Consider the following 24,159-nt stretch of genomic DNA (forward strand, 5'->3'; position numbering starts at 1 on the left):
CGCGATGACCAATATAAAGAATCCACGCAGAGAATTCATACGCTCAACAATTGCTGGGTGTGTGTTTTTATCCACTCCGACAATAGGTGCAGCGATCGCACATGCTACTGACAAGCAAGCGACTGACACTAAAAATAAAAAAGTGGTTTGGATAATGTTACGCGGTGCGATGGATTCACTGCATGCGGTTATTCCGGCTTTTGATCCTGACTACTTCGCTTATCGTGCGAATATTCTCAATGACATTAAAGGGTCTCTGCTGCCTCTAGACAATGGTTTTGCTTTGCACCCCGCATTTAAGCATTTGCACCAATTATACAAAAACAAACAATTTTCCCCAGTAATTGCAGTCGCTAGTGGCTACAGGGAACGATCACATTTTGACGCGCAAGACCAGATGGAAAGTGGCCTAAACGACATTGATCACGAAAATGGTTGGATGGCAAGAGCCCTACAACAATACCATGGCCAAGGTCTGGCTATTTCTCGCACCGTCCCTATCGCGTTGCGCACGAGTAAAGAGCCCTCAGCGAGTAAAGAGCCCTCAGCGAATAAAGAGCCCTCAGCAAATAAAGAGCCCTCAGCGAATAAGAATAAAGAGCCCTTAACAATTACATGGTATCCATCCAGTTTTAAAGCCGCCGACGATGATCTGCTCGACCAACTAGAACTGCTGTATGAGAACGACGAGGAATTAGCAACGTTATTGCAGCAAGCAAAGGAACAACGCGATAAGCCAAATATGATGTCGACAGGTAAAACACGACCAAAGTTTACGCTGCTAGCGAATAGATGCGGTGAAATACTACAAAATGACGACAACATTAATTGCGCTATGCTTGAGGTCGGTGGCTGGGATACTCACAATAACCAAGCTGGCCGCCTACATCGGCAATTTACTATGCTTGATGAAGGCATACAGTCTTTACAAGAAGGACTCGGAGAATCGTTTAAGGATACATTAGTGATAGTAACAACGGAATTTGGCAGAACCGTTGCATTAAATGGCACGGCCGGAACAGATCATGGCACGGCAAGCTGTTTATTCATGCTTGGCGGTAATATTCCGCAAGGGGGTCAAGTCTTAGGTAAGTGGCCCGGACTTTCCCAGAATCACTTATTTGAAGCTAGAGATTTAATGCCTACATCCGATGTGAGACAGTGGATTGCCAGAGGGTTACAACATCACTGGGGACTAAAACAGGTGCAAATTAATACAATATTTCCAGATCTCTCGGCTTAACAGAAACCAAAACAGCATTTTGGAAGGCGTTTTCACTATAAGTATTAAAAGTAACGGAATATACAAATAAGGCTTAATATGCTCATTATAAAAGCATGACGACATCTATCGACAATGTAGATTACCCACAAATACTGACCGTGGACAACTCAATAATTGACCCACACATCTGACTGGAAATACATTGCTGCAATTATCAAACAATCGCAACAACTTCTGCGGCAGATGCTTTTAAGGCTCCTCGCCGCGAGTATCCATCTAAACTCATTTTAATGCTTGTGAGTTTGCCATATATGGACGGATATGGCGCCTACCATCGCTCTTAATATTTGCGTAAATAACAAAAGTTACATTTGCAATCAGATGACGTTGTGTCTTAAAATTTAGTTAAGGCAGTGTTCATACATGCATGCTACAAACCTGCCTAAAATAGTACAAATCAGTTAAAATAATAATAAAATAGGGTAAATCATGCATAAATATAAAATTACTGTCCTCAGCGCAATCGCCGTTGTTGTTATTGCTTCATTGGCAGGATGTTCAAAACCAGCAACTGAAACGCAAGAAAACACATCTGAACAAACACCCGTTGCTGCGCAATCAACGCTACTTGTCGATGAGTCAAGACTCGACATCTATTATCCGGTTGAATTAACCGCCGATTTATCAAGCTATTCCCCGAATCAAAAGAAGATGTTGAGTGTGCTTATTGATGCATCTAAAATTATGGATGACTTGTTTTGGAAACAAGCGTTTGGTCAAGACAAATCTGGCTTTTTAGCAAGCATTGAGGATCCGAAAATTAGAGCCTTTGCTGATATTAACTATGGTCCATGGGATAGATTAAACGGTGACACTGCGTTTTTATCCGGAATGGAAGAGAAATCAAAAGGCGCACAATTTTATCCGGCGGATATGAGTAAAGAAGAATTCGAAGCCGCTAATTTTGAAGATAAACAAGGCCTTTACTCTATTGTCGTTCGTGACAAAAACGGAAATTTGAGCACACAAAAATATTCACAAGTGTACAAGTCCGAACTAACCGCCGCTGCTGAGCTGTTAGAGCAAGCAGCCACATTAGCTGAAAACAAGTCCTTTGCCAGCTATTTGAATATGCGAGCAAAAGCCTTATTAACTGATAACTATCAAGCATCCGACTTCGCTTGGATGGACATGAAAACCAATCCTATTGATGTGGTTATTGGGCCAATTGAAGTTTATGAAGACCAGTTATACGGCTACAGAGCAGCCTTTGAATCATACGTGTTATTAAAAGACCTATCTTGGAGTGAAAAACTAGCGAAGTACGCCGCTTACCTTCCTGAATTACAAAAAGGCTTACCCGTTGATGAAGCTTACAAAGCCCAAATGCCTGGCACAGATGCGGATTTAAATGCCTATGACGTTATCTATTATGCGGGGCATTCAAATGCCGGTAGCAAAACGATTGCAATAAATTTGCCAAACGACGAAGAAGTACAATTGCAAAAAGGCACACGCAGATTACAACTGAAAAATGCCATGCGTGCCAAATTCGACTTCATCATGTTACCCATTGCACAGCAATTAATTGTTGAACAGCAACGCAAACACGTCACGTTTGACGCGTTTTTTGGCAACACCATGTTTCATGAAGTCGCTCATGGATTAGGTATCAAAAACCTGTTAAGTGGTGAAGGCACTGTTAGACAAGCATTAAAAGAGCACTCTTCGGCCTTAGAGGAAGGTAAAGCAGATATATTAGGCCTTTATATGGTGCGTCAGTTACTTGAAAAGGGCGCAATAACTGAAGGGGTTTTGGAAGACTACTATGTGACATTCATGGCTGGGATCTTCCGTTCAATTCGTTTCGGAGCCTCAAGTGCGCATGGCAAAGCAAACATGGTTAGGTTTAACTTTTTCAAACAAGAAGGTGCGTTCAAACGCAATGAAGAAGGCTTGTATTTAGTTGACATCGAAAAAATGGGTAATGCAATAGACGCACTCTCAAACAAAATTCTTGTGCTACAGGGAGATGGAAACTATGCAGGCGTATCTGACATGGTTGCAACGATGGGTGTCATTAAACCTGATTTAGCCGCCGATTTGCAGAAACTGTCAGATGCACAAATTCCAGTTGATATTACCTTTAAACAAGGTAAAAAAATATTGGGCTTAAACTAAGAACTACATTTCGCTTTACCGTAAAGATACCTGATAGTTTTGGATTTGTAGCCAACTGAGGCGTAAAATTCAGTTTGAAAGTACTAACGAAATTCGACTTGAATATTACATAGATAGGAAACGCCATGGACTTTGGTGTTTCCTAAGCTGGTTAATGTCATTTATTACTTTTAGCCTTATTTAGTTCAATTTAATATTAGTTAACCTTATGTTAAAAATTAGTTCGCTATGTTTAACAAGTGTCCTTCCGAAAACCCCAGCTACACTGGTATCCACTCGACACAACGAATACTAAAACACAAAAAAAAAGCGTATTCCGTTTGCAAAAAATCAATATATTATAGACTTTGAGCTAATTGTAATTTAAATTTAGGCAAGGTAATTTGCGCGCTTCAACGTTTAAATCTTAAGCACGTTGAAACGTCGGATTAAAGGGAACTATATCTTGAAGATTGCGAATAATAAAAACAGAAAACGCAACTTATTAAAAATTTATAATTAACATTTATAAACGGAATAACACATGAAAAACAACCTCACATTATTAACCAGAAGTGTGCGTATTGGTTTAGCCGTTAGTGCTGCCGCATCCCTCACTTTTGCAATACCTGCACTAGCACAACAAGAAGACGACAAGAAAGCATCCATGGTTGAAAAAATCGCGGTTGTAGGTAGTCGTGCAGCACCCCGCTCAATCGCTGATTCACCCGTCGCAATCGATATTATCGGTGGTGATGAACTTGGCAAAGGCGGCAACACAGACATGCTTGAATTATTGAAAGGTACAATCCCTTCATTAAACGTACATGCAAACCCGATCAGTGATGCAGCAACACTAGTGCGTCCAGCTAACTTGCGCGGTTTATCTTCAGATAGCACACTAATTTTGGTCAACGGCAAACGCCGTCACCGTTCCTCTGTTATCGCCTTCTTAGGTGGTGGTATTAACGATGGTGCTCAAGGCCCAGATATCAGTGTTATTCCTAGCGTTGCATTGAAGCAAGTTGAAGTACTTCGTGACGGCGCTGCAGCGCAATACGGTTCTGACGCAATCGCTGGTGTAATTAACTTCGTCCTAAAGGACAGTGCTGAAGGCGGTTCATTGTCGCTTCGTCAAGGTTCGTATTACGAAGGCGATGGCGATACAAGTCAACTATCAGGAAACGTGGGTTTACCGTTTACAGCGGATGGTTTCGCTAACCTGAGTTTCCAGTATAAAAATTCTGATGCCACCAGTCGAAGTGTTCAGCGTGCCGATGCTACTGCATTCGAACAAGCCGGTTTAAATGTTGCAAACCCAGCGCAAATCTGGGGTTCACCTGAAGTAAAAGACGACATAACCATTTTTGGTAACATTGGTCTTGATTTAGGCGATGATAAAGAGTTCTACATGTTCGGAAACTATTCTGAACGCGATGTACGCGGTGGTTTTTACTACCGCAACCCGACTACACGCCCTGGTGTGTATGGCGGTATCGTGCGTAATGTTGGTGGCACTGCTGGTTACCGTCCGGGTGATGACGATGAAGCAGGTCAGACAGCATGGGATGCTGCTCCAGCAACTATCTTAGTGGGTTCGTTAGATGGTTTGTCACAACAATTAAACTGCCCAGTTGTTGAAATTGCAGCAAATGGTTTGCCTGATCCAACCGCATTAGGTCAGCTATCTGGCGCAAACTGTTTTGCCCATAACCAAGACATTGCTGAAGGTTTCACACCAAACTTTGGTGGTAACATTACCGATACATCCTTAGTTATTGGTACCAAGGGTGAAATCAAAAGCGGTGTTGCTGAAGGTTGGTTCTATGATGTCAGCGGTTCAGTGGGTCGCAGTGAATCAGCGTTTCTCATCTTTAATACCTTGAACTCTTCGTTAGGTCCAGATACTCCTCGCGATTTCGCTCCAGGTAAATATATTCAACTTGAAAAGAGCTTCAACCTAGACCTGGTGAAGCAATTTGATTTCGATTTATATAGCGAAGTGAACATTGCTGGTGGTTTAGAATGGCGTGAAGAAAGCTTTGAAGTTATTGCCGGTGACGTTGCTTCGTTTGAAAACGGACCTTTGTTTGACCAAGGTTTCAGCGTTGGTTCAAACGGTTTCCCTGGTTTCAAACCGTCTGATCAAGGTGTGTCAACTCGTCGTAACTATGCGGTTTATCTAGATACAGAAATTCCATTCACCGAAGCGTTTTTACTAGGTGTTGCTGTTCGCTACGAAGACTATGACACTTTTGGTTCTACTGCTAACTTCAAGTTAGCTGGCCAGTACCATGTAAACGATGATTTTTCTTTGAGAAGTTCATATAGCACAGGCTTTAGAGCACCTACCGTTGGCCAAGCTAACGTAAGTAACGTGCAAACCAACTTAAGCAGTGGTGTATTGGTTGATTCTGCGTTACTTCCTCCAACTAATCCAATTTCGGTTGAATTAGGTGGTACTGAGCTAACGCCGGAAGACTCAAAGAGTTACACATTAGGCGCTGTATATAGCTTAGGTGATGTTTTTGTTACGCTTGATTATTACAACATCGAAGTTGAAGACCGTATCAGTCAATCTGAGAAAATCAACTTAAGCGACGCAAACAAAGCAACACTTATCGCGGCAGGGGTGCCGAATGTTGCAGGGTTGGCACAGGTAAGTTTCTTCACTAACGATTTTGATACCACAACACAGGGTATCGATTTAGTTGCTAACTACGCTACTGAGTTTATGGGTGGAAACTCTACCTTCAGCATGGCGTATAACTGGAACGAAACTAAAGTTGATAGATTTAGTGCTATCACTGGTGCTTTTAAAGTTAAGCGTTTAGAAGAAGACCTTCCTAACCATCGTGCCACGGCAACATGGGCACAAAGCATGGATGAGTTCTCATTTTTTACACGTGTTAATTACTATGGCGAATACCAAGGTGTCCACGTAGATTATGATGCGACTGCTATTACAGCCGATGCCGCGGTTACTGTTGACTTTGAATTTAGTTATTTCCTAACCGAAGAATTCACTCTCACTGCAGGTGCACAAAACATCTTTGACCAAGATGCTCAACGCATAGACATACCGGCAAGCCTTCAGGCTTCTGAAGGCATCAGCAATAACACATGGGGTGGTGTTTTCTATGAAACCTCTCCATTTGGTATCAATGGTGGTTTCTACTACTTACAAGCAACTTATAGCTTCTAAGCAGTAAACACGCTAAAAAAGCCTTGGTCTAAACGACAAGGCTTTTTTCTAGCATTAATTTTTCTTTATTTACACTCTCTTATATGGCATTTTTACTTGCACTCGTTAATTGTGGATACGTATTATTTTGACTTTGCAGGACTCACATGCTTCTTTTGAAAAACGCCTCAACGTAGCGCAAGGTGCGGTTGCAAATGGTGATTTCAAACGTGCCTTTAGGCTATTCTCAGAGTTACAAAAATCGGCACCGAAGCGCGGTGATGTCTGTTATTATTTTGGATCTGCACTACTCAGCGTGGAAGAGTTTGACTCAGCAATTGCACAACTCTCTAACGCTTGCCAATTATTGCCAACACAATATGAGCCTCTTTTTAAATTAGCTGACGCGTTTGAAATGGTTAATTCCGTCAGTGATGTTGAAACCGTAATCAACTTTGCCCTAACTCAATTTCCTAAAAACGCTGTGGTTATCTATCGAGCGGCTAATTTTTACAGAGAAGTAGGTCAACTGATTAAAGCGGACAAGTTGGCCTCTGACTGTATAAGCTATTCAAATGACAACTTACTCAGTAGTTATGCATGGTTACTCAAACTCAACCTGGGTCAAACGCAAGATATAGACCAAGCGCATACTGCTCTCAGCGCAATAAATAATACATTACCTAACATTGACGACTTATCTGACAACATCTCTCCTAATGCGCCTAACAGCGACAAGGTCGACAATAACTCGGCCAGCGATAACAAATTGCAAATGATTGTTAGCTACGCGCTTGGTCGCTACTTCGAATTAGGAAAACAAAGTACACAAGCATTTGCACACTGGAAAGTTGCTAACCAGCTTCAATTATCTATGTGCGATTATCGAGTGAACGATTTGCGCGATCTTTTTGCAGCGATCCAAACAAATTCAAATGCACAAAAATATCACCGAGCTAAAACCACGAGTTTTACGCCTATTTTTATCCTTGGTTTGCCGCGCACTGGTTCTACCTTACTCGAACAGATGCTATGTCTGCATTCAGATGTGTCGAGTTTAGGCGAACAAGCTATTATTGCCAGTCAAGTAGCCAACTTCGTGGCCCATCGTACGCAACAGCCCTACCCTTTATTTATGCCCGAATTGGACACTAGCAAAGGGCAAGAAATTTGTCAGCAAGCAGCTAATATTTATGCAAATGCGATTAAGAAAAGACAATTAAGCACGCCATTTGTGATTGATAAACTGCCTGCTAACTTTCAATCTATCGGCTTAATTAAGACCATATTTCCACATGCAAAAATCATTCATTTAACGCGACAGTTTGCTGATACTGGGCTTTCGATTTTTAAAAATTATTTTGACGCAAACGAACCTTACTTGTGTGACCTCGCGGAATTATCAGCTTACAAGCAACTTTACAGCAAGCTAATGCAGCACTGGCGGCAAATCTATCAAGATGAGATTTTTGAAATAGAGTATGAAACTTTAGTTAGTCAGCCGCAATCTACTATTCAACAAGTACTTACATCTTGTGGCTTGAGTTATCAACAGGAATGTTGGTATGAGCAATATAAGAGAGAGGATAAGAGAGAGGATAAGAGAGAGGATAAGCGAGAACACAAGCAAAAATTCGTCAGCCTGGTTAAAACCTTGAGTTCAGCCCAAGTTACTGAACCGATCCATCAAAGAGCAATAGGCCAGCATAATAAATATGCCGCCTATTTAAAACAAAATGGTCTTGTTAGTGATTAATACAACACACATTATCCGAAAAAGAAGAGCCCAATTTCTGTCGCAATCAAAATAATAACTATCGATCCCAAAAACGATAAATGCTTGTGGTTTTGCTCGGCCGCCAACATGTCATATAGATCATGCATAGTCTGCAGTTTTAGATTTAACAATTCAATTCTTGGTTTAAGTTCTAAGTATCTTGATAAGCTCAAATACAAGTGTTCCACCACAGGGAATATAGCCTTATTGAGGCTGGTATGCGTTATTTACTGACACCAACATGACCGTCACGGCAATCGACAGAATGGTTCATCACGCACATATTGTTCAATTATTAAGAGACTGTTACAGAAGGACAATAGCAATGAAAGAAGAGAAATAAAACAGTAGCACCCGGTCAAGACAATTGCCGTTAACCGATCAAATTGCTTGACGCGCTATACTTTTTCGGCGTCTCCTTTTCGTAACTTACTTCTCCCAGAGATTAATATAGCCGTGACTTTCTTTTAAAGTTTAATTATTGTTTTGCCAAAATTATTACCAGTAAACATGCCACAAAATGCGGCTGGTGCATGCTCTATACCTTCAAAACAACTCTCTGCGTTTTTAAGTGTCCCTTGCTGCATCCACTTAAATAGTTGCCCTCTCATTTCGTCGTATCTATCAGATTCGTAGTGAGTCATAAGCCCTTTCATCGAAGCTTGACGTACAACCAAATTAAATAAATTTTTAGGGCCTAGCTGAGGCTCTAATGAGCTGTAACTGGCGATAGCACCGCACAATGCAATACGCCCATTTTGTGCAATATTAGCTATAGCGTCTTCTAACATTTGCCCACCAACACTATCAAAATAGTAATCGACGCCGTTTGGGCATTCATCAGCTATCAATTCGCTCAAAGGCGTAGATGATTTGTAGTTTAAACATCTGTCAAAACCAAATTCGTTAATTAATTTTTGCGATTTTTGGTCACTACTGGTAATTCCGATTACTTTAGCTCCATTAATTTTAGCGATTTGACCGGCAACAATACCAGCAGCACCAGCTGCCGCCGATATCAGGGCTGTATCACCTTGTTTAAGTTGCCCCATATCCACAGTGCCTATGTAAGCAGACATACCTGTTTCACCTAGTACACCTAAATACAAAGAATCATCACATTCCCACGCTGTAGGTAAAGGGTATACAGTATCGTTTTCTGCTGTTATCACGCTGTATTCTTGCCAAGCGCTGCGGGTCATTAATTTATCACCTTGCTTGTAACTTGGATTTTTACTTTCGATAACAGTCCCTAATACAATCCCCTGAACTGGTTGACCTAATGCCATTGCTGGTAATATATTGTTACCAGACCCTTCGTTCATCCAAAACCTGAAACCAGCATCTATCGACAAATAAGAATTTTTAAGTAAAACTTCTCCGTCTTTTAATTTCGGTATATCAACAATTTCTAATTTAAAATCATCCGAGGTCATAATTTTTTGAGGTCGTTTATTTAATAAAATTTGTTTATTCATGAATATACTCCTTAAATATTTCAAAAAAGCTTAAGTAACCTGTTTTTATTTATTAAGATGCTGAAATTACTGTCTATTTTCAGTACCTTTTTTGTAGTTGCAAAATATTAAACTGCCTTTTTTCGAAACTATAAGCTGATATAGTTTTTTGATATATATCGTTATACACACCAAATAAATTATATTCACGACCATTATAATTCATAAATTCTTCAACATAACATCGCCCGGTTATGACACATTCTTATTTCATATTTCATGGGATACCAGTCTATGTTGAACATCTGTATATAATGTCATGGCTTGTTTCCAAGCTGGTACTATTATATCAATACCGGTGATATCGAATAAATCTTCTGGTTCTTCTAATGTTCCAATTAACCATGTCGCGTCCTTTGTCCGACTATGAGACCAAGTATGACTGTGTAATCTATGCATAGGGTCAGCATAATTAGCGAACAATGTCTGTATAGCAGAACGTATTTCATAATTTGAATTATGAATTGACTCTACGCCCCCTCAAAATTTAAGTTGTCGTCACCTATTTGCCAACTTTTTGCGCATTTTTTTAGATCATCAAACAATAATGCCATAGGCTTAGTATTTTCGATTATTTCTATCATGCCACCGGGGTGGAAATCTGATGCAATATAACAAGCATTACTGCCATCAATTGTTTTTACCGATTGAACAATGTCTATATCATTATCTTTTAATGCGGAAAGCAATTTACCATATTGGTCACTTACTATTGCGCTGTGTTGCATACCGCCTTCTGGATAAAATTTCAAAAAATCACTATAGATAGAATCTGCTGAATTATGTTGTTGTATGAGTTCTATTTGCATATTACCTTGATAAGCAATAGCTAAACTAATGTCAGGATTTGTTTTATGGCCTTGATATATAACTTGCTCTAGTTCTAAATGCGGTAACAATAAGAACGGGCCAACACCTATAGAATTCCAATGCAAAATCGCTTTGCGTACATCAGGTACTACAAAAGCGATTTGCATTAAATCAGCATTATTTTGAAATAAATTTATGTTTTTGCTGAGCACCAATTAATTCCTCTTCTTAGTAACTCATAGAAGACATCTAACTCCCAACTACATCGTTCTACATCAGGATACTCTTCCATTAAAGGCTGCATATCGTAAGTTCCTCTACAATGGCCTAACGTAAGATAGAGTACCTGCCCTTTTTCATGATTATTTATATACATTACAGGGCGTTTTTCGTCATCGTTCCAAATATTACCCTCTTCAAAGTCAGGCACATCACCATTAAAATGTGTATGTAATAAACATTCGTGTTTGCCATAAAACTCAGAAAGATAAAGTTCATCAAATGTTTCAAAAGGTTTGAGGCCTTTTGTTAGTTCATGGCTTGGATCTGTTATTTCTACTTTAAAATCACATAATGGAGGATGTGCTAAAAACTGACTACCTAACATCTCCATAAATTCGGGGGCTTCTCTTGGTGTGCCTACACACACAGGATCAAATCCTAAAAACCGACATATAGAATTTGTTCCATGCAAAGCTAGCCATCTATTTCCTGCATTTAACCAAGCTTTAAGTCTTTTTGATTGTTCACTACTCGGTACAACATTACATGTATAAGTAATCAAAAAATCACTGTCACATATTGCGTCAATATCATTAAATGAATCACTGACTTTTACACGTATATGCATATGCTCACCTAAAAGTTTAAGCAACTCTAAGCGAGCGAAATCCATATCATGATAGTCACCGCCACATACAAGATAAGCATCAACTCTTTTTTTATTCATAAGCAATAACCTCTATACGCCTTTACACATGCCACCGTCAATGACATAGTTCCCACCTGTCATAAAGCTTGCAACAGGGCTTGCTAAAAAGGTAATCAGGCTTGCAACTTCATTGGCATCTCCCATTCTTCCAAGCGGGATCTGAGTAAGTGTATTTGTGTAAAGATCCGGCATTTCATTTTCTACGAATTCCCAAGCACCACCTTTAATATATATTGGACCTGGGCATACGGTATTTACTCTAATACCGTCTTTACCATGATAATGAGAGAGCGTTTTAGAATGGGTAATTAAGGCTGCTTTTAAGGCCATAAAACCAGGAGGTGCAGGTGCAAAATGTTCAATTGCTGCCGTAGATGAAACAAATATTGCTGAAGCATCATTAGATTTTTGTAGGTAAGGAAGCAGTGTTTCGAATCCCCTCACAGCACTCATTAGATCTACATCATAAAATTCTTTCCAAGCTGTCCATGCATCCATACCTAATGCAGTGCCACCTGTAACGTTAGAAATAAAAATATCAACACCCGACATTTTCTCAGCACTGTCTTTCAACCATTCTATAAAAGCATCTTGATCATAAAGGTTAACCGATTTGCCGTAACCCTTTCCACCGAGTAAATCTATTTCTTTAACAATGCTATCGATATCATCTTGGTTACGAGCGCACAAAGAAATGGTTGCACCTTCTCGAGCAAGCGCCAGAACAGTTTCTCTACCTATACCTTTTGTACCACCACTTATGATTACTTTTTTGTTTTTAAGATTGAGTTCCATCTTTTGCCTCCAGTTCGCATCTGTTTTTTTTACATGAGTTAATTTTTTGTTACTATATGTTAAATAAAAGTATTAAACAACATAAAAGTATCATATAAAAAACAGGTTTGCATGTTTTATTTTGGCTGTTTTTCCTCTGTCTTTTTCTGGATTTTACTGCTATAAATTATAATTTTAAGGTATGGTTTGTAGGGAAAAGAAAAAATATGAATTGTTTGTCCTTTATATCAACCGTTATTGAGTGATTTTAGTTAAATAATTCACCATTATTTTGTAATCATTGAGATGCCTATGACTTTATTAAACACATTAAACCTTGATAGTGACTTAGCACAACAACTTGAATTAGAACAACAGCTGATGTTGGGATATAAGCAGTGTATTAATACAACGAATTCATTATGGTTATGGCAGGCTACACCCAGTTTAGTTGTGTCTAAAATAGATAGTAATTTAAAAAATTTTGAAGAAGCAAAACTATACACAGAATCTCAAGGTCTGCCTGTTAATATAAGGCAATCGGGTGGCTCAGCGGTGATACAAAACGACCAAGTAATTAACATCAGCAGAATTTACATTCAAGATGATCCTATTACTATTCAACAAAGTTATTTAAATATGTGTCGACCTGTTTTAGATGTACTCAAGGATTTAGGGATTGAAGCTTATTTAGGCTCAGTTGAAGGGGCATTTTGTGATGGTGCGTATAATATCGTATATCAAGGTAAAAAATTAGCTGGGACATCTCAACGTTGGCTATCCGTACCTAAATCGAAATCTAAAATTATTCTAGAACACATGGTCATAGTATTAAAAAAAGATTATAAACTATGGACAAAAAAACTGAATGATTTCTACCGTATGGCAGGGTCTACTCAATCTTTTAAAGACTCAGCTATTATTTCATTAGAAGAGATTAAAGGTGACATAACTACCGAAGATTTTTGTAAAAAGTTACTAACTGAATATGCATGATTCAGTCGTAATTTAAGGGCATTTCAAATACAAATTCACAGGTGATAGAGACCCTGTAACAAAATCTGTTACAGGCTCATAATAGGTCCTAATAAGTCACTTAACGCTATATTGATTTTTTAAAAGCTATTTTTTCTTTTTATTTAGGAAATTATCAATACCATTAGCCATATCTTCCCCCATAACCCCAAGCAAAAAAGCTTCTTTTTCATAGTTTAATTGTTCTACTAATCGAGTTTCCGAATAACATAGTAATTTCTTTATTCTTTGATTAGTTTTGCTATACGTTTTTGTAAATTTTTGTAACCAATTAGCGACAGATTCTTCAAAGGTTTCGTCTTCAAATACATAATTCAACAGTTGAAAGTATAACGCATCTTGAGGCGAAAAATTTTCACTGAGCATTAATAATTCAGCTGCTTTTTTATGGCCACATTTTTGCGGAAGAGTATAACTAGCACCCCCATCAGGGCTTGCTCCTATTGCACTATAAGCAAGATTAAATACGCTTGATTTTTTTGCAATACCAAAATCACAGTGACTTAGTAAGCTAACTCCATAACCAGCACATGCGCCTTCCACTACCGCGATGATTGGAATCGGTATGCGTTTTACTTCGAGAATTAGCTCATGCGCTGAGTCAATTAATTGTGCTGCTAATTCTGGTTTTTTATCTTTTACAGCACGCGATAAAAGTTGAACATCACCTCCAGCCATAAAATGCTTATTACCCCTAAAAACTATGCCCGATAAGGATTCATCCTTCCTACAAACATCTAAACATTTTTTAATTTCAGCTGCTAGTTGTAAAGTTAAAGCGTTTCTGTTTTCAACTGAATTCCATATAATATATGCGATCCGATTTTCTATTTTTAATGTTACAAATTGCATGTTATCGCCTTTATTTTTTGATCTTAAATATGCAGAAATAGGTGGTATTTTTGCATTAAACTATTTGTATTAAACAGTTTTTCTGAAGTTTATCAGTAAATTTCATTTAAACTTTTCGTTAATTCCACAACGGCTTTTTTACCGTCACCAAATAACATAAGCGTTTAACTTGCACCTAAAATTACGCTTTTATTGGCATAGATGATAAAAAATCCATACTCTGAGCTCTTGTAATACGAGGCGTTAACTCTAATGCAAGTGTTGTTAATGCAGAGTCTTGTATATATGAAAAGTATTCAGCGCGCATCAAAGGATCCATCATACCAATGAGTATTTTACCTTTTGCTGTATTTTTATATGGTTAGATAGAATCAAGTTCAGCGTTAACCATCAATAAAATATTACTTGTGCCTATAATGGATCCGTTGTGTTCAGAAATTATGACACCTGTTTGAATATATTCTTCGTCGGGATAAGCTAATCACGCTCCAGCATTAGCAACAACCTGAATCTGAACGCCTTTTTTTATTAATTTTGAGACATTTGAGGGGACTAAGTCCACTCTTTATTTTATGTTAGATTGATTGAAGACACCCATTTTCAAAATACACATTAAAACGCGCTGGTAATCCTGTTCATATAGGATTATTACGAGAACTTCAGGCTATTTAAAGTTCATAGCATGATCGTTCTGAATCACCTTTATTGCTCTAAATGGATAATATTGAGAGTTTTCATTATTATTTATGTGTTAATTAAGTTTTAAAGTTCACACTGCTGTCAGACCCCCATCTACTGGAATTTCAGCACCATTCATATACGTGTTATATTCACTACAAAGCATAATCATCACATTGACCACTTCTTCTGGTTCCGCTAACCTTTGCATTGGGATGTTTGCATATAATTGTTCTTTGAATTTTTCATCTTTTCCTTTTGCAATATCATGTAACATCGGTGTGTTCGCAAATGTTGGACAAATAGCATTCACTCGCAAACCTTTACGGCCATATTCCGCTGCGGCTGTTTTCGTTAAACCAATAACGCCATGTTTTGACGCACTATAAGCACCTAAAAATGGGGAGCCAATAAGACCTGACACTGATGCAACATTTAAAATCACCCCTTTCTTTTTAGGGAGCATATGTTTTATTTGTTGTTTAAGACATAAGAAACAGCCTGATAAATTAACCTCTATGACCTTTTTGAAATCATCAAAGGGACAGTCTGCAATTCTATTCATAGAATTAATAATTCCAGCATTATTTATGGCTATATCAATACGTCCAAATTTTTCCATAAATTGATCAAATGTATTACTAACATCATGTTCATTACTTACATCGCAAGATAAAGCCATTACTTTTGTGCCATTATCTTCAAGTTGCTTACAAACTTTTTGAAGGGAATCAGATTGCTTATCAACTAATAGGAGGGTCGCCCCTAACTCAGCCATTTTTTTTGTGATTAGTAAACCAAAACCCGAGCTTGCACCACTAATAAAGACCGTTTTATTTTTAAAATTTATATTCATAATGACTCCAAAGTAATTACATATTCGAGATACTATGGCCAGCATCAACGACTAAAACAGATCCATTCATATAAGATCCTGCTTGTTCACATGCTAATAGTAGAAAAGGCACATCTAACTCATTTAATTGACCTAACCTTTGAGAAGGCATTGATTGTATGTATTTTTTGCCTTTATCTGTCTGAAAATAGTCTTCATTCAGTTCCGTTAAGAAGTAACCTGGACATAGTGCATTTGCACGAATTTTTTTTCTACTTAGTTCTAATGCTAATGAACGAGTAAGCTGAATAAGTGCCGCTTTTGATGTTGCGTAGCTACTTTGTCCCATAGATACTCGTAAACCCAAAATTGATGCGGTATTGACTATTGAACCAGAGACATTATTTTCTACACATTGTTTGGCCATACTAATAGCCATTCTCCATCCACCCGTTAAATTGGTCTCTAATACCGAATTCCAACTTTCTTCAGTTGTAGAAAGTGCTAATGTAGAGTCGGAGATCCCTGCGTTATTAGATAAAACTTGAACAACACCATAGTGAGAATATATATTGTCAAAAGCTGCACTAATACTTTGAGGATCTGTAACATCGAGAACAACTGACATTGCGGTACCACCAGCGTCTATAATTTCTGATACCACTGTATCTAACTTTTCTTTTCGCCTTGCTCCAAGCACTACTTTTGCCCCTTGCTTTGCAAGTAATTTAGCAAAATGTTTTCCTATACCGCTTGATGCACCTGTTACTAAAGCAACTTTATTTTCCAAGTTAAAATAAGTCATCGTTTCATCCTTTGGTTACTTTATAAGTTTCAATGCCATATCTACTAATACAGGAGACAATTTTCCGTACTCTAACGCCTTTTCGCTTACGGCATTTCCATCCAGCGATCTTTTATAAACACCTTGTAAAATTGCTGAAAAACGAAAAAAACTGAATGCTAGATAAAACGACCAATTTTGTATTTCATCAATTCCAGCTTCTTTGCAGTACATTTTCAAATAAGCGTCTTCACTCGGAATTCCAAGAGACTCTCGGTCAACTTCAGCCAAGCCCTTCAACACAGATGATTGTGACATACGTAATTGCATACATTGATACGCGATATCTGAATAAGGATGCCCTAATGTAGACAATTCCCAATCTAAAATAGCTTTTATAGTTAAATTGTTAGGCTCAATAATGAGATTGTCCAATCGATAATCTCCATGAATTAAAGTAACCTTTCCATCGTCTTCAGGGATGTTTTTTTCTAGCCAATGAATCAATGTTTCCATTGCTTCATTTTCATTCGTTTGAGAGGCTCTGTATTGTCTTGACCAACGACTTAACTGCCTTTCAAAGTAATTACCTGGACGACCATAATCACCTAAACCTGCAGCATGAATATCAACAGAATGTAATTTAGCCAGTGTTTTTGCCATTTGTTGATAGATAAACGATCTTTCTTTTTTTTCTAATCCCGGTAATTTGGGATCCCAAAAAATGTTACCTTCCTCAAAACTCATGACATAAAACATTGTGCCTAATGGAGAGTCATCACCAGATAAATGAAACGCTTTCGGTACTTCAAAACCATAATCACCTAAGGCTGAAATAACCTTGTATTCTCTATCAACAGCATGTGCAGACTTCAGCAATTCTCCGTGAGGCTTTTTCCTTAATACATATTTACCTGAGTCGGCCTCAATTAAATAAGTCGGATTAGATTGACCTCCAGCAAATTTCTCTAAATATTTTAGAGCGTTAAAACCCTCAACATGCCGTTCTAAATACTCATTAAGTAATACTAAATCAAACTTTTCTGCATTCATTTATTTAACTCTTGTTAGTAAAGCGTCTAATAAGTTGCTTAGATAGAGCCATCATATGAACTTCATCAGGACCATCAGCCAATCGGCAATAACGTGCGTAATTGAATCCTTCAGCCATACACCAATCATCACTTAAGCCTCCAGCGCCGTGAATTTGCATTGCTTGGTCAATAACTTCTTGAGTCATTTTAGGCACGGTGATTTTAGCTGCGGCAATATAGTCTCTTGCATCTTTAGCACCGAGCTTATCTATTTGATCTGCTGTTTTGTACGTTAACAATCTAGCTTGTTCAATTTGTGCAAATGCAGTGGCAATAAATTCTTTAACCGATTGATGTTGGCTTAATTTACGGCCAAATGTAGACCTATTTTCACTACGATGACAAACGAACTCTAAAGCCCTTTGAGCATTACCAATTAATCTCATGCAGTGATGAATACGACCTGGGCCTAAACGCCCTTGAGCTATTTCAAAACCACGACCTTCACCTAACAATATATTCTCTAAAGGTACTTCAACATTATCAAACAACAGTTCAGCATGGCCTAACGGCGCATCATCGTAGCCTAACGTAGATAATGGACGGACGATCTTTAAACCTGGAGTATTTCTAGGGACTAATATCTGCGATTGTTGCAGATGTCTATTTTCATTATTAGGGTCTGACTTTCCCATCACAATAAATATTTCACAATCTTTATGCATAGCACCGGTAATGAACCATTTACGGCCATTAATAATGTATTTATCATTTTTTTTAGTTATCGAACATTCTATATTGGTAGCGTCTGAGGAAGCGACTTGAGGCTCTGTCATGGCGTATGCTGAATGAATTTCTCCAGCCAACAACCGTGTTAACCACTTATCTTGCTGTGCCTTAGTTGCATACTTCATAAACACTTCCATGTTACCTGTGTCTGGAGCATTACAATTAAATATCTCAGGAGCCCAATGTATCTTTCCCATAATTTCTGCTAGTGGTGCATACTCCAAGTTACTTAAGCTATAACCACCGAACTTAGATAGTGAAGGCGGTATGTATAAATTCCATAAGCCTTGTAAACGCGCTTTGTTTCTCAACTCCGTCATTATCGGAGGAGTTGACCAACGGTCTTCAGCATTTTTTAACTGATTATTATAAATCTCTTCATTTGGATATACGTTCTGTTCCATAAACTTATTTAATAAGTTTATGTATTTTTGTGCTTTATCTGAGTGTTCAAAATTCATAATTATTCCTATTCTGAATCCAAGTATTAATAGCTGATAAGGTCTCTAGATTTGCTACCTTCAATGTGCGATAAGCTATTAAACGTAGTTAATTTTATCGTGCTTTCACCCAATATTAATGAGCTTATTGATGTATTATTTATTTGCAGACTAGGTTCGAAAGCCATCTGTTATCTAATCGCAGAGCATCTGCAACCATATGCCTTAGTATGCCACCAGAATTAATCACTAAAATATTATTACCTTTTGCGCTACGCAAATCATCAACAACGCTAGTTACACGCTGCCTAAATTTCAGGTAACTTTCTTCATGTTTAGGCAATCGTTCTTTAGACCAAACGGTAAAAGCTTTTTTAAACATCTAAAATATTTTGTTTTGTTTTTAGGCTCTGATTGGTGCTCAATAACATTGAATTATTTACTATTCAAGCTACAAAATTCTGCTATCAAAAATTCAAAATCGAACTCATTTAAACGTGATTCTCTTACTGCATTTGTTCCCAGTATTGACCTACCAAACTAGCTTTTTTTTAACCTTAACTGTCAACTGATCATAGTCACTTTGACTAAAGTCTACCGAGGCAAAAATCTTTTTTTCATTGGATTTAAGTTTACTTTTGAACAATTACAACCTAAGATACACGAACAAATAAAAACAATCAATACTGTTTTTTTATATTGCATATAATGATGTGTGAAAATCTATAAAAAGATATTGTATTCATAGTGGGGACAAACATGTTTTACAGTGGAAATCACATAATTTGTGAGCAAATAAGCTCACCTAATTCTTTTCTTAAAGTGATATTAGACTCAGATAATCCGGTCAATATTATTAATTTTTCTTGGTTTGAGGAGTTCAATTTACTTCTTGATAAAATTGAATCTTGTAATAATATTAATGGTCTAATTATCACTTCAAATAAAAAAGATTTTTGTCTTGGCGCAGATATAAAGAAATTGGCTAAGTTAATTAATTCCCCTGAAGAGCATGTAAAGTCTAGCATTGCTTCAGACTGTGAGGTATATAGTCGCTTGGAAAGCCTTCCGTTTCCAACCGTTGCCCTCATCAATGGTTTTTGCTTGGGGGGTGGCTTAGAGTTAGCGCTTTGCTGCGATTTAAGGTTAGTTCAGGAAAAGTCAAAATTAGGATTTCCTGAAACGAATTTAGGTATATTCCCTGGCTATGGAGGTACAGTGAGATTGCCCCGTATAATTGGAATGGATAATGCTTTATCTTTGATCCTTTCTGCTAAACATGTATCCGCGCATACTGCTTTGGAACTAGGTCTTGCAAATAGTATTATTGATTCACTCGACGGTGCTTTAAATACGCTAAATAATGCGTATTTAAAAAAAATAAATTGGCAGGAGATAAGAACAAAAAAAGTAACTGGCATTAGCTATACAGTACAAGAAATGAAAATATTTTTACAATATGCTGAACAAGAAGCAAACTTACATCCGCATCATCCAGAAAAAGCATCTATTGTCGACGTTATCCATAGAACGATTAATTTACCAATAACTCAAGCGCTACAATATGAAAATGCACAATTTGCAAAAGTAGCTAAATTACCAAGTGCTAGCGCTTTAATTCATCATTTCATTAATGATAGTAATGTAAATAGCCAATATAAAAAAATGGCTATAAAAGCAGGTAAAGACATCACAAACCTTTCTGTTTTAGGCGCTGGTATTATGGGAGGCGGAATAGCCTATCAATTAGCAATTAACAGCTTAAGCGTCATTGTAAAAGACATTAATAATGACGCACTTAACTTAGCCCAAAATACGTTCAACAACTATTTAATCAAAGCTAATAAAAAGGAACCTCTATCAGATAAACAACTCAAGATTGCCAATAATATTAGTTATACAACACTATATGAAGATCTTGAGAATACTGATTTTGTTATTGAGGCAGTGACTGAAAATCCTAAAGTCAAAAAACTTGTATTATCTGAATTAGAAGACCATATTTCGGATAGCGCGATCATCACATCAAACACATCGACAATTTCAATTAACGAACTATCTAAATCGCTAAAAAATCCGGAAAGGTTTTGTGGTATGCATTTTTTTAACCCGGTACCAAAAATGCAGCTAGTAGAAATAATTCGTTCTGCAGACTCTTCTGATTACACTATTTCTTGCGCGGTACAGGTTGCTTTAAAAATGGGCAAAACACCTATTGTTGTTAACGATTGCCCTGGCTTCTTCATAAACCGAGTTTTATTCCCATATTTTGCTGGGTTTAGTTTACTAGTTAATGAAGGTGTTGATTTTGTTTCTATTGATAACATTATGACTCAGTATTTCGGGTGGCCTATGGGACCAGCTTTTTTAGCTGATGTTATCGGGCTGGATACACTGGATCATTGTATTGATGTCATGGCCGAAGGCTTCCCTCAAAGAATGGCTAAAATAGAAAGTGATCCAATCTTTGTAATGTATAACAATAAAAGGTTTGGACAAAAGAACAATGCTGGGTTCTACAGTTTTAGTCAAGATAAAAGAGGTCGTCCTACTAAAAAAGCTGATGAAAGTTATGCATTGTTACCGAGTGTGAAATTTAAAGACCCTGAGGCTGATTATGTCATCGAGCGACTTATGATTCCTATGCTATTAGAGGTACTTCGTTGTATCGACGAAGGAATAATAAATACAGCCAGTGAGGCTGATTTAGGTCTGGTCATGGCACTTGGATTTCCAGCTTTCAGAGGCGGTCCGTTACAATTAATCCAAAACTGGGGATGGGACAAATTAATCCAAAAAGCCAAAAAATATGAACATCTATCGCCCTTATACGAGATACCACAGTGTGTACATAAAATGGCCAAGTACGATTTAAAATTTTACCCACAGAATCAGGAGTAATGACAATGATTAATGCTGTTATTGTAGATACGGTTAGAACCCCAATGGGACGGTCAAAAAATGGTGTGTTTCGCTATACTCGTGCCGAAAAGCTTATGGCACATTTACTAGAACAAATTCTAGTGCGTGCACCGCAGTTAGACCCGCATGATATAGATGACGTAATTATCGGCTGTGTTAAACAAACTAAAGAGCAAGGCTTTAATATAGCAAGAAGTGCTGCGATTATTGCTGGGATACCATTTAACGTTCCTGCACAAACGGTTAATCGCCTTTGTGGTTCTTCTATGCAGGCCATTCATGATGCAAGTATGGCGATTAAAGCGGGCTTAGGAGATGTTTATATAATTGGTGGCGTTGAACATATGGGTCACGTACCTATGAATTACGAACTAGATTTTGCACCTGAACTCAATATCAAAGTTGCTAATAATTCAGCTAATATGGGTTTGACTGCGGAACAGTTAGCTGAAGAGTATAATATTTCACGTGAATTGCAGGACGAATTCGCTTTTCAATCACATACTAAAGCCCACGCAGCAACGGTAAATGGTGGTTGGGATAATGAGATTGTGCCAACTTTAGGACACCTCGGTGACGGTACTATTGATCTTATTACAGAGGATGAAGTTATAAGAAGTGGTTGTACACTAGAATCTTTAAGTAAGCTATCTCCTGTGTTTGATCTACAAGCGGGCTCGGTCACGGCCGGGAATGCATCAGCAATGTCTGATGGTGCATCTGCCATGCTAATTATGTCAGAGTCAAAGGCAAAAGAATTAGGTTTAAAACCAAGAGCCAGGATTGTTTCACAAGCAGTTTCAGGTTGTGCGCCTGCCAGAATGGGATTAGGTCCTGTAGAAGCGACTAAAAAAGCTTTATTTAAAGCTGGAATTAACGTTCATGATATTGATTTAGCTGAATTTAATGAGGCTTTCTCTGCTCAAGCATTATCATGTATAAAGGAGCTAGGAATGATAGATGATCTAAATAAAATTAATATTAAAGGTGGAGCAATCGCTTTAGGTCATCCCCTTGGATGTTCTGGTTCTAGAATTACAGGCACATTACTAAATAATTTAGAACAACAAAATAAAAAAATAGGGTTAGCTACGATGTGTATAGGCTTTGGGCAAGGTATTGCAACTATTATTGAGATAGTTAAATAACTATCCTTGCTATTCAAAGCTATTAAGAGCTATTAAGAGCTATTAAGAGCTATTAATACCTATTTTATAATGACGTGGTGTAAATGTACTAATATAATTCTGCACGGGTTTATTTTTATTGGAATGTGGGGTTAATGATCGCTTACACTTCTAATAACCTGTTAAGATGACTCGTTCGCCAAAATTGATTTTAATTGAATGTTTGTTTTGTTAAAGTCCAGTCCATATTGTTTCATTAAATGATATTGCGTAAATTAAAGGTTTAGTCTGATGAAGAATAATAATAAACAAGCTCTAAAAAGTTCTAATACGAAAGAAGTTTTCTTCAAGGCAGCCATGGAATGTTATGTCAAGCTTGGATATGCACTTACAACGACAACAACTGTCGCTGAAAAAGCAAAATTGTCTAGAGGCGCTATGGTTCATCATTTTCCTTCAAAGAAAGTCTTGGTGAAAGAAAGTATAGATTTTATTAATAAAAAACGAATAGAACAATTTAAAAGCGATATAAATAAGTTTACAAAACAAGCTGAAAAATCCGAACAAGGTAATCAGGTTAGCGATGGCCTAGACGTCTATTTTAATTTATTACATTCAAAATATTCTGTAGCTTATTTTGAACTAAGAATGGCAGCAAGAACAGATCGTTATTTAGCCGACATTTTATTAGACGCAGATACCGAATTTGAATCTGTTTGGATGGATTTGATAAAACTGGCTTTTCCTGAATGGAATGATAAAAATATTACTTCATTACAATTTATAACTGATGTTGTGCAAGTTATGTTAGAGGGATTAACGTTAGTTAATTTTACTACTGATTCAGAACGTCGTACAAAACTAGTTCTTCTTTATGCTAAAGCTTGTGTTAGAGAAATGTTTGTTAAGGACGACATAGATGAAGTAATCAAAAAATACCAATTAACCAAGAACAAGTAAGGTATGCTTATGTATAAGAACTAGTCAACTAAACTCAATTAACAATTAAATTACCTTTGGCAAAGCCGAATCCTTTTTAGACGGCGCACCAAAATCAGAGTTTTAGCTGATCTCGGTCTGCATCATTTTTTTGATTATGGATAGCCTACAAAGAAGGTACAAATGAAAATCCCAACTCTGGTCGCTCTAACGAGGTTATAAATTACGTATTTGAAGAAAAGCGCTAAGCCTCTTCTAAGTGCGACTCGGTAAAATATTTTTAGATGCGTGTGCGATGTAAGAGACAAAATCCAGGGTGATTTTTCTGCACAAGCACCCGGCTCTA

General features: G+C 37.6%; 19 protein-coding genes and 2 pseudogenes. 9 read left to right on the top strand and 12 right to left on the bottom strand.

Annotation, left to right across the window (positions count from 1 at the left end):
• Positions 1 to 4: 4 nt before the first annotated feature.
• The 5 genes and pseudogenes from G399_RS0117850 to G399_RS22655 all read left to right on the top strand — a co-directional run.
• On the top strand, positions 5 to 1,243 hold the full coding sequence (locus tag G399_RS0117850; protein WP_006011545.1) for a DUF1501 domain-containing protein: 1,239 nt from the start codon (positions 5 to 7) through the stop codon (positions 1,241 to 1,243).
• Positions 1,244 to 1,714: 471 nt separating this feature from the next.
• Positions 1,715 to 3,406 (top strand): dipeptidyl-peptidase 3 family protein, encoded by a 1,692-nt coding sequence (locus G399_RS0117855; RefSeq protein WP_006011547.1) that lies wholly within the window; start codon positions 1,715 to 1,717, stop codon positions 3,404 to 3,406.
• 523 nt (positions 3,407 to 3,929) lie between these two features.
• Positions 3,930 to 6,590 carry a TonB-dependent receptor plug domain-containing protein gene (locus tag G399_RS0117860; protein ID WP_006011550.1) on the top strand — a complete coding sequence of 887 codons (2,661 nt, stop codon included), beginning with the start codon at positions 3,930 to 3,932 and terminating at the stop codon, positions 6,588 to 6,590.
• A 127-nt stretch (positions 6,591 to 6,717) separates the two neighbouring features.
• Positions 6,718 to 8,325: a tetratricopeptide repeat-containing sulfotransferase family protein gene (locus G399_RS0117865; protein ID WP_006011551.1), complete on the top strand. Its 1,608-nt coding sequence runs from the start codon at positions 6,718 to 6,720 to the stop codon at positions 8,323 to 8,325.
• 247 nt (positions 8,326 to 8,572) lie between these two features.
• Positions 8,573 to 8,689 (top strand): annotated as a pseudogene (locus G399_RS22655) (ATP-binding protein); the annotation flags it as partial.
• Between the two features lie 124 nt (positions 8,690 to 8,813).
• Here the strand turns inward: G399_RS22655 and G399_RS0117870 are convergent.
• From G399_RS0117870 to G399_RS0117885, 5 genes are all read right to left on the bottom strand, one after another.
• Positions 8,814 to 9,824 (bottom strand): MDR family NADP-dependent oxidoreductase, encoded by a 1,011-nt coding sequence (locus tag G399_RS0117870; RefSeq protein ID WP_006011553.1) that lies wholly within the window; start codon positions 9,822 to 9,824, stop codon positions 8,814 to 8,816.
• Positions 9,825 to 10,073: 249 nt separating this feature from the next.
• The gene (locus G399_RS22125; RefSeq protein ID WP_148277406.1) at positions 10,074 to 10,262 is read right to left on the bottom strand and encodes a hypothetical protein; all 189 of its coding nucleotides are present in this window, start codon (positions 10,260 to 10,262) and stop codon (positions 10,074 to 10,076) included.
• A gap of 71 nt (positions 10,263 to 10,333) precedes the next feature.
• Positions 10,334 to 10,885: a VOC family protein gene (locus tag G399_RS0117875; RefSeq protein ID WP_006011557.1), complete on the bottom strand. Its 552-nt coding sequence runs from the start codon at positions 10,883 to 10,885 to the stop codon at positions 10,334 to 10,336.
• Entirely contained in the window at positions 10,867 to 11,622 is a 756-nt protein-coding gene (locus G399_RS0117880) for a ThuA domain-containing protein (protein ID WP_006011559.1), read from the bottom strand. Before G399_RS0117880 ends, G399_RS0117875 begins: the two co-directional genes overlap by 19 nt.
• 12 nt (positions 11,623 to 11,634) lie before the next feature.
• A complete protein-coding gene (locus G399_RS0117885; protein WP_006011561.1) occupies positions 11,635 to 12,399 on the bottom strand; it encodes an SDR family NAD(P)-dependent oxidoreductase in 765 nt (254 codons plus the stop codon).
• A gap of 291 nt (positions 12,400 to 12,690) precedes the next feature.
• Here G399_RS0117885 and G399_RS21390 point away from each other — a divergent pair, with 291 nt between their 5' ends.
• Positions 12,691 to 13,374: a lipoate--protein ligase family protein gene (locus tag G399_RS21390; protein ID WP_006011562.1), complete on the top strand. Its 684-nt coding sequence runs from the start codon at positions 12,691 to 12,693 to the stop codon at positions 13,372 to 13,374.
• Positions 13,375 to 13,500: 126 nt separating this feature from the next.
• Here the strand turns inward: G399_RS21390 and G399_RS0117895 are convergent, their stop codons facing one another.
• From G399_RS0117895 to G399_RS23035, 7 genes and pseudogenes are all read right to left on the bottom strand, one after another.
• Entirely contained in the window at positions 13,501 to 14,265 is a 765-nt protein-coding gene (locus tag G399_RS0117895) for an enoyl-CoA hydratase/isomerase family protein (RefSeq protein ID WP_026843858.1), read from the bottom strand.
• 181 nt (positions 14,266 to 14,446) lie between these two features.
• Positions 14,447 to 14,608, bottom strand: a pseudogene (locus G399_RS23030) (NAD(P)(+) transhydrogenase (Re/Si-specific) subunit alpha); the annotation flags it as partial.
• A 426-nt stretch (positions 14,609 to 15,034) separates the two neighbouring features.
• The gene (locus G399_RS0117905) at positions 15,035 to 15,799 is read right to left on the bottom strand and encodes an SDR family NAD(P)-dependent oxidoreductase (protein WP_006011565.1); all 765 of its coding nucleotides are present in this window, start codon (positions 15,797 to 15,799) and stop codon (positions 15,035 to 15,037) included.
• Between the two features lie 16 nt (positions 15,800 to 15,815).
• Positions 15,816 to 16,583 carry an SDR family NAD(P)-dependent oxidoreductase gene (locus G399_RS0117910; RefSeq protein ID WP_006011566.1) on the bottom strand — a complete coding sequence of 256 codons (768 nt, stop codon included), beginning with the start codon at positions 16,581 to 16,583 and terminating at the stop codon, positions 15,816 to 15,818.
• A gap of 15 nt (positions 16,584 to 16,598) precedes the next feature.
• Positions 16,599 to 17,615, bottom strand: coding sequence for a phosphotransferase (locus G399_RS0117915; RefSeq protein ID WP_006011568.1), 1,017 nt, complete (start codon positions 17,613 to 17,615; stop codon positions 16,599 to 16,601).
• 4 nt (positions 17,616 to 17,619) lie between these two features.
• Positions 17,620 to 18,846, bottom strand: a complete 1,227-nt coding sequence (locus G399_RS0117920) for an acyl-CoA dehydrogenase family protein (protein WP_006011570.1) — start codon at positions 18,844 to 18,846, stop codon at positions 17,620 to 17,622.
• Positions 18,847 to 18,985: 139 nt separating this feature from the next.
• Positions 18,986 to 19,207, bottom strand: a complete 222-nt coding sequence (locus tag G399_RS23035) for a histidine phosphatase family protein (protein WP_006011571.1) — start codon at positions 19,205 to 19,207, stop codon at positions 18,986 to 18,988.
• A 377-nt stretch (positions 19,208 to 19,584) separates the two neighbouring features.
• Between G399_RS23035 and G399_RS0117930 the strand changes: the two genes are divergently transcribed.
• The 3 genes from G399_RS0117930 (at position 19,585) to G399_RS21395 (ending at position 23,834) form a co-directional block, all read left to right on the top strand.
• Entirely contained in the window at positions 19,585 to 21,726 is a 2,142-nt protein-coding gene (locus G399_RS0117930; RefSeq protein WP_026843859.1) for a 3-hydroxyacyl-CoA dehydrogenase NAD-binding domain-containing protein, read from the top strand.
• A 5-nt stretch (positions 21,727 to 21,731) separates the two neighbouring features.
• Positions 21,732 to 22,895: an acetyl-CoA C-acyltransferase FadA gene (gene fadA, locus G399_RS0117935; protein WP_006011573.1), complete on the top strand. Its 1,164-nt coding sequence runs from the start codon at positions 21,732 to 21,734 to the stop codon at positions 22,893 to 22,895.
• Positions 22,896 to 23,165: 270 nt separating this feature from the next.
• Complete coding sequence (locus tag G399_RS21395) at positions 23,166 to 23,834, top strand: TetR/AcrR family transcriptional regulator (RefSeq protein ID WP_006011574.1); 669 nt, start codon at positions 23,166 to 23,168, stop codon at positions 23,832 to 23,834.
• The last annotated feature ends 325 nt before the right edge of the window (positions 23,835 to 24,159 follow it).

Origin of the sequence: Brumicola pallidula DSM 14239 = ACAM 615 (assembly GCF_000428905.1) — a bacterium.
In the GTDB taxonomy this organism is placed as follows: Bacteria; Pseudomonadota; Gammaproteobacteria; order Enterobacterales; family Alteromonadaceae; genus Glaciecola; species Glaciecola pallidula.